Raw genomic sequence first — 7513 nt, 5'->3', positions numbered from 1 at the left:
GGTGCCGGGCGCCCGCGCGTTTCCGGAGCCGGATCCGGAAACGACCGGAAAACCGATTTCGAATGTCGAATGGGCGTTCCCGGAAACGCGATTCCCTGGCGCATTCGAAAAAGCGTGCAATTGACCCCGGCGCCATTTCTGGATGGGATGTGGATCTCCCTCCCGAAGGGCTCCCACCGCCATGCCTGTGCTCACCCGGCTGGTCCTGCCGCACGCCGCCCCCCGGGTGGCCGCCGACCACCCCGCCGCCGACGAGGACGTCGCCTTCGGCCTGCTGCGCGCCCGCTGGCACGGCCGCGGCCTGGAGCTCACCGGCTTCGCCCGCCCGGACGGCCAGGACACCGGCCGGCCCGGCTCCGCCTGGACCTGGCTGACCCTCCGCCACCAGAACCGCTCCCAGCCGCCGCTGCACCTGCGCTCCCGCCCCCGCCGGATGCCCGAGGTCACCGACGACAGCGCCCAGTCCGAGCACAACCACGACTGGTCCGGCTTCACCGCCCTGATAGCCCCCGGCCGGCTGCACCGCGGGGGCCACTGGCTGCTCGGCGACTGGCGGATCGAGGCCACGCTCTTCACCCGCCCCCGCCCCGCCCGGGTGCGCCGCCGGTACGGCGCCCTCGCCCCGTACTGGTGCGGGTCCGGCGAGTACCCGCCGGCCCACTGGGTGGACCGCGACGTCCGGCTCCAGCCGTTCTTCGCCGACGGCCGGCTGCACCTGCGGCTGGAGCGCCCGGCCGTCCTGGTCACCCGGGCCGTCCCCGCCCCCGACGGCCTGGACCTGGACGGGGTCGCCGACACCTGCCCCTCCGGCACCGTGCTGCGGCTGCGCCACCGGGAGAGCGACGCGGTGGTCGAGCGGCCGCTCGCCCGCACCGGCAACACCTTCACCGTCCGGGTGCCGTACCGGCCGTTCACCGCCGACGGGCGGGGCGGCGGCCGGCTGGAGCACTGGGACGCCGAACTGCTGTACCCCGACGGCGCCGCCGTGCAGCCCTGCCTCGACGAGCGCGGCGGCCCGGTGGCCGGCCAGCACCCGCTGCCCGGCGCCCCGGACCGGGTGCTCTACCTCAAGCACCTCGCCGACGGCCGGCTCCAGCTCTGCGTCCAGCCCGCGGCCGGCCTGGTCGACCGGATCGCCGTACGGGACGGCGGCTTCGAGCTGTCCGGCCACTGCCCGGGCCCGGCCTCGGCACTGGAGCTGGTGCTGCGCCACCCCGGCTCCGCGAGCGAGGTCCGCACCCCGGTCGGCACCGGCCCGGACGGCCGCTTCCGGGCCCGGGTGCCCGCCACCCGGACCGGCTCGGACGGCGTCGCGCTGCCGCTGCGCAAGGGCGTCTGGGAGGCCGCGCTGGAGCCGGTCGGCCGCCCCGGGGACGGCCGGCCGCTGCTCGCCGCCCCCGCCGCGCTGACCGCCGTCCCCGCCGCCACCACCGCGGGCGGCAAGCGGATCCTGCTGCAACGCCGGTGGCACGACACCCTGGTGGTGGACTCCACCCCGGTGCTCACCGCCACCGAGCGCAGCGCCTGGACCCAGCACCGGCTGCGCACCGAGCGCTACCCGGCCGCCCGCCGCGCGCCGCTGCGCGAGGCGGTGCTGTACGACGTGTTCGGCGGCCGCGGCTACGCCGACTCCCCGCGCGCGGTGCACGCCGAACTCGCCCGCCGGGACGGCCGGTTGGAGCACCTGTGGGTGGTCGACGACGCCCAGGCCGCGCTGCCGCCCGGAGTCGTCCCGGTGCGGAGCTGGAGCCCGGAGTGGTACCGCGCGCTGGCCACCTGCCGGTACCTGGTCGGCAACACCCACTTCCCCGACTTCCTGGAGCGCCGCCCCGGCCAGGTCGTCGTGCAGACCTGGCACGGCTCCCTGCTGAAGCGGATCGCCCACGACGTCGAGAGCCCCTGGCTGGCCGACCGCGGCTACCTGCGGGCGCTCGACCGGGAGACCCCGCAGTGGAGCCTGCTGCTCTCCCCCAGCCCGTTCGCCACCCCGATCCTCCGGCGCGCCTTCCGCTACGGCGGCGAACTGCTGGAGTCCGGCTACCCGCGCAACGACGTGCTCGCCCGCCCGGACCCGCGGGCCGCCGCGGCCGTCCGCCGCCGGCTCGGCGTCCCCGAGGGCCGGCGGATCGTGCTGTACGCGCCGACCTGGCGCGAGGACCAGCAGCGCGGCGACGGCGACGGGTTCCGGCTCGACCTGCGGCTGGACCTCGGCCACGCGCGGCGCCTGCTCGGCGCGGACCACGTGCTGCTGGTCCGTCCGCACGCGCACGTCCGCGAGCCGCTGCCGGGCGCCGGAGACGGCTTCCTGTACGACTGCGGGGACTACCCCGACCCGCAGGAACTGCTGCTGGTCGCGGACGTGCTGGTGACCGACTACTCGTCGATCATGTTCGACTTCGCCATCACCGGCCGCCCGATGTACTTCTTCACCTACGACCTGGAGCACTACCGCGACACCCTGCGCGGCTTCTCCTTCGACTTCGAGTCGAACGCCCCCGGCCCGCTGGTGCCCACGTCGGCCGAACTCCTCGGCGCGCTGCGCGAACTGGCCGACGGCGACGGCGGACCGCCGCCCGGCTACGCCGAGCGCTACCGGCGCTTCCGGGCCGAGCACTGCGCGCTGGACGACGGCGGCGCGGCCCGCCGGGTGGTCGACCGGATGCTCGAACTCGGCGGCCGGGGACGGCTAGGTCACACCCTCGGACACGCCCTCGGAGACGTCCCGGAGCACACCCCGGTTCACCCGAACGGGTAGCTCCGCCAGGGCCGCCAGACCTCGTCCGCGTCGAAGCGGGAGAGGCCGAAGCCCGGCACCGGGAAGTCCGCCCGGAAGCCGCGCGCCTGCTCGTACGCCTGGTCCAGCACGTCCTCCGGCAGACCGTGGGCGACCGTCACGTGCGGGTGGTACGGGAACGCCAGCTCGCGGGCCAGCGGGCCGGAGCGGACGTCCGCCTCCAGCAGCCGGCACTCCTGCGCGCCCTCCTCGACCCGGACGTACACCACCGGGGAGACCGGGCGGAAGGTCCCGCTGCCGCGCAGCAGCATCCGGAACGGCCGGTGCGCGGCCGCCACCGCCGCCAGGTGCTCCTCGATCTTCGGCAGCTCCCCGGCGGGCACCTCGGTCGGCGGCAGCAGGGTGACGTGCGTGGGTATCGACCGGGCCAGCGGGTCGCCGTGCCCGGCCCGGGCGTCCTGGATCGCCGTGCCGTACGGGTCCGGGACGCTCACGGACACGCCGATGGTGACGACCTCGGGGAGGCCGTCACCACCGGGCAGGCGTGTGAGGGGATTCACCGCTTGGCGGCCGGGAGGAAGCCGATCCGGTCGTACACCGTCTCCAGCGTCACCGACGCCACCTCGCGGGCCTTCTCGGCGCCGATCGCCAGCACCCGGTCCAGCTCGGCCGGGTCGTCCAGGAACAGCCGGGTGCGCTCCTGGAAGGGGGTGACCCACTCGGTGAACAGCTCGGCCAGCTCGGTCTTCAGGGCGCCGTACATCTTGCCCTCGAAGTGCGCGACCAGCTGCTCGACCGACTGGCCGCTGAGCGCGGAGTGGACGCGCAGCAGGTTGGAGACGCCCGGCTTCCCCTCCTCGTCGTAGGACACGACGGTGCCGGTGTCGGTGACGGCGCTCTTGAACTTCTTGGCGCTGGCCTTCGGGTCGTCCAGCAGGCTCACCAGGCCCTTGGGCGAGGAGGCCGACTTGCTCATCTTAACGGCCGGGTCCTGGAGGTCCTGGATCTTCGCCGTCTCCTTGAGGATGTACGGCTTCGGCACCGTGAGGGTCCGGCCGTAGCGGGTGTTGAAGCGCTCGGCGATGTCGCGGGTGATCTCCACGTGCTGGCGCTGGTCCTCGCCGACCGGGACGGCGTCGGCCTGGTAGAGCAGGATGTCCGCGATCTGGAGGATCGGGTAGGTGAACAGGCCGACCGTGGTGCCCTCGGCGCCGTACCGGGAGGACTTGTCCTTGAACTGGGTCATCCGCGAGGCCTCGCCGAAGCCGGTGAGGCAGTTCATCACCCAGGCGAGCTGCGCGTGCTCGGGCACGTGCGACTGGACGAACAGCGTGCAGTGGTCCGGGTCCAGGCCCGCGCCGAGCAGCTGGGCGGCGGAGACCCGGGTGTTCTCGCGCAGCGTCGCCGGGTCCTGGGGCACCGTGATCGCGTGCAGGTCGACGACCATGTAGAAGGCGTCGTTGTCCTTCTGCAGGTCGACCCACTGGCGCACCGCGCCCAGGTAGTTGCCGAGGTGGAACGAGCCGGAAGTGGGCTGGATGCCGGAGAGCACCCGGGGACGGTCCTTGACCGGACCAGTGACCGCTGCGTTGACCATGCGGGCCATTCTTCCAGTTCCACCGACCGCTCAGGAAACCTCCGCCCCCGCGGGCTCGGCCAGTGTGACCGCACTCACCCCCACCCGGGCGATCCGCCGGCCCTCGACCTTGGCCACCGTCAGCAGCACCCCGCCGCCCCCCTCGACGGGCACCCGCACCTGGTCGCCGTCCCGGGGCAGCCGGCCGAGCGCGGCGACCAGGCAGCCGGCCACCGTCTCGTACGGGCCCTCGGGCAGGGTGACGCCGGTCTCCTCGGCGAAGTCGCCGAGGTTGAGCAGACCGTCCAGCTCCATGCCGCCGCCGGCCAGCCGCCGGGTGGGGGCGGCCGCCGGGCTGTCGTACTCGTCCCGGATCTCGCCGATCACCTCCTCGACCAGGTCCTCCAGGGTGACGATCCCGGCGGTGCCGCCGTACTCGTCCACCACGATGGCCAGGTGGTGGCCCTCCCGGCGCATCTCGCCCATCGCCTCCAGCACCCGCTTGGTGCCGGGCAGCAGCTTCACCGGGCGGGCCAGGTCACGGACCTTGACGGCCTGCTCGCCGCGCGCGCCGTACAGGTCGCGGACGTGGACGAAGCCGACCACCGCGTCGGCGCTGCCCTCGACCACCGGGTAGCGCGAGTGCGGCGAGGTGTCGGCCTGGTGCCGGACGGCGGCCAGCGGGCGCTCGGCGTCCAGGAAGGTCACCTCGGTGCGCGGGACCATCACCTCGCGCAGCTGGCGCTCCCCGGCGGAGAACACGTCGGCGATCAACGCCCGTTCGTCGCTTCCGAGTTCGGTGTTGGCGGCGACCAGGCCGCGCAGCTCCTCGGAGCTCATCGAGCCGCGGCCCGCGGTCGGGTCGCCGCCGAGCAGCCGGACCATCAGGTTGGTGGAGTGGCCGAGCAGCCAGATCACCGGCCGCAGCACCACCGACATCACGTCCACCACCGGGGCGGCGACGACCGCGATCGACTCGGCGCGCTGCAGGCCGATCCGCTTGGGGGTCAGCTCGCCCAGCACCAGCGAGGCGTAGCTGATCACCAGGGTGAGGCCGACCAGGGCCACCGCGGCGGCCACCCCCTCGGACAGCCCGGCCCGGACGAACAGCGGGGCGACCTTGCCGGCCAGGGTGTCCGCGCCGAAGGCGGCGGACAGGAAGCCCATGCAGGTCACCCCGACCTGGACGGCGGCCAGGAAGCGGTTGGGGTCGGCGGCCAGGTGCGCGGCCCGGGCGGCGCGGCGGGTGCCGTGCGCCTCCAGCGTCCGGATCTGGCCCTCGCGCAGCGAGATCAGCGAGATCTCGGCGACGTTGAACAACCCGCCCAGCAGGATGAAGACGAGGACGAGCGCGGCGTCCCCGAGTGTTTCGTTCACAGCGGGCCAGTGTAGGACGGCCGGTACCGGCCGGGGCCGGACACGACGGCGGAGCACCGACTCGGACACCGCCGCGGAACCCGGGCCCGCACGACGGCGGAGCCCGGTCCGGACACGGCGGCGGCCCGCCGCTTCCGGGAAGGAAGCGGCGGGCCGCCGGTGGAGCCGTGCGGGGCGGGCTCAGATGAGGCCCAGCTCCTGGACCGCGTCGCGCTCCTCGGTCAGCTCCTTGACCGAGGCGTCGATGCGGGCGCGCGAGAAGTCGGAGATCTCCAGGCCCTGGACGATCTCGAACCTGCCGTCCTTGGTGGTGACCGGGAAGGAGGAGATCAGGCCCTCCGGAACGCCGTAGGAGCCGTCGGAGACGACACCCATGGAGGTCCAGTCGCCCTCGGCGGTGCCGTTGACCCAGGTGTGCACGTGGTCGATGGCGGCGTTGGCGGCCGAGGCGGCCGAGGAGGCGCCACGGGCCTCGATGATGGCGGCGCCGCGCTTGGCGACGGTCGGGATGAAGTCGTTCTCCAGCCAGGCCAGGTCGCTGCCGACGGCCTCGAAGGCCGGCTTGCCGGCGATCTCGGCCTGGAAGACGTCCGGGTACTGGGTCGCGGAGTGGTTGCCCCAGATGGTGACGCGCTTGATGTCCGAGACCAGGGCGCCGGTCTTGGCGGACAGCTGGCCGACGGCGCGGTTGTGGTCCAGGCGGGTCATCGCGGTGAAGCGCTCGGCCGGGACGTCCGGGGCGTTGCGCTGGGCGATCAGGGCGTTGGTGTTGGCCGGGTTGCCGACGACCAGGACCTTGATGTCGTCCGCGGCGTGGTCGTTGATGGCCTTGCCCTGCGGGCCGAAGATGCCGCCGTTGGCCTGCAGCAGGTCGCCGCGCTCCATGCCCGCGGTGCGCGGACGGGCGCCGACCAGCAGCGCGACGTTGGCGCCGTCGAAGGCCTCGTTCGGGTTGTCCGTGATGGTGATGTCGCGCAGCAGCGGGAAGGCGCAGTCGACGAGCTCCATGGCGGTGCCCTCGGCGGCCTTGAGGCCCTGCGGGATCTCCAGGAGGCGCAGGTTCACCGGCACGTCGGCGCCGAGCAGGTGGCCCGAGGCGATGCGGAAGAGCAGCGCGTAGCCGATCTGGCCGGCCGCGCCGGTGATGGTGACGTTGACGGGGGTGCGGGTCATTTCTACCTTCTCCAGCAAATCGCCAGGCGCCCCAGGCACACCGGCACTGGAGCCAGGATGATCTCTCTCGACGTCGAGAGACCGGCGTCAGGTTATCGCAAAGGGAAGCGTACGCCTGGTGTCCCGGCGTGGCTGATGCGTCACAGAAGAAAGGCGGCCCCCGCCCGGGCCCTGGATTTCCATGGCGTCGGGCGGGGGCCGTCACGGGCCGCGGATCAGTGCCGGGGCCGGCCCATCAGCTGGCCGATGTTGTCGAGCAACGGGATCTGCACCCACGGGTTCGGCTGCGCCACCAGGGTCAGCAGCACGATCGAGAGGCCCAGGAAGCTCAGCACGATCACATCGGTGAAGCGGCTGCGCACCGCCAGCATCCCGACCTCGGGCAGCACCAGCCGCAGCACCGCGCCGAGCAGCACGCCGCCGCCGAGGATCAGCAGCCCGTACTTGAAACCGTCCTTGAAGTCGGCGAACCAGGTGACCGCGAGGCCGGCGCCGACGACCAGCAGGACGAGCGTGATCGGCCACTGCCGGACCGGCAGGGCGTGATCGCGTCCGAGGGCCGCGGCCGAGCCCTCGGGCGGCAGGGTGCCGGTGGTCTTGACCGGCCTGCGGCGGGACCGGGCCGATCGCGGTTCAGTCATGCTCGCCGTCCC

At 73.6% G+C, this 7513-nt stretch carries 6 protein-coding genes; 1 reads left to right on the top strand and 5 read right to left on the bottom strand.

All coding sequences use genetic code 11. The features are described from left to right. Positions 1-181 precede the first annotated feature (181 nt). Positions 182-2755: a CDP-glycerol glycerophosphotransferase family protein gene (locus ACWDCZ_RS28335; protein WP_449817299.1), complete on the top strand. Its 2574-nt coding sequence runs from the start codon at positions 182-184 to the stop codon at positions 2753-2755. Here ACWDCZ_RS28335 and ACWDCZ_RS28330 read toward each other — a convergent pair. The 5 genes from ACWDCZ_RS28330 to ACWDCZ_RS28310 all read right to left on the bottom strand — a co-directional run bounded on the left by ACWDCZ_RS28330 (position 2740) and on the right by ACWDCZ_RS28310 (position 7501). Continuing rightward, the gene (locus tag ACWDCZ_RS28330; protein ID WP_375877443.1) at positions 2740-3228 is read right to left on the bottom strand and encodes a 2'-5' RNA ligase family protein; all 489 of its coding nucleotides are present in this window, start codon (positions 3226-3228) and stop codon (positions 2740-2742) included. The genes ACWDCZ_RS28335 and ACWDCZ_RS28330 overlap by 16 nt on opposite strands. Positions 3229-3290: 62 nt before the next feature. After that, entirely contained in the window at positions 3291-4331 is a 1041-nt protein-coding gene (gene trpS, locus ACWDCZ_RS28325) for a tryptophan--tRNA ligase (RefSeq protein ID WP_049654802.1), read from the bottom strand. 30 nt (positions 4332-4361) lie between these two features. Then, on the bottom strand, positions 4362-5687 hold the full coding sequence (locus tag ACWDCZ_RS28320; RefSeq protein WP_049654801.1) for a hemolysin family protein: 1326 nt from the start codon (positions 5685-5687) through the stop codon (positions 4362-4364). 180 nt (positions 5688-5867) lie between these two features. Then, complete coding sequence (locus ACWDCZ_RS28315; RefSeq protein WP_074003925.1) at positions 5868-6860, bottom strand: malate dehydrogenase; 993 nt, start codon at positions 6858-6860, stop codon at positions 5868-5870. Positions 6861-7075: 215 nt separating this feature from the next. Then, a complete protein-coding gene (locus tag ACWDCZ_RS28310; protein ID WP_049654793.1) occupies positions 7076-7501 on the bottom strand; it encodes a DUF3017 domain-containing protein in 426 nt (141 codons plus the stop codon). Positions 7502-7513 lie beyond the last annotated feature (12 nt).

It is taken from the genome of Kitasatospora sp. NPDC001225, assembly GCF_053597855.1.
This window is presented reverse-complemented; position numbering and strand designations above follow the sequence as displayed.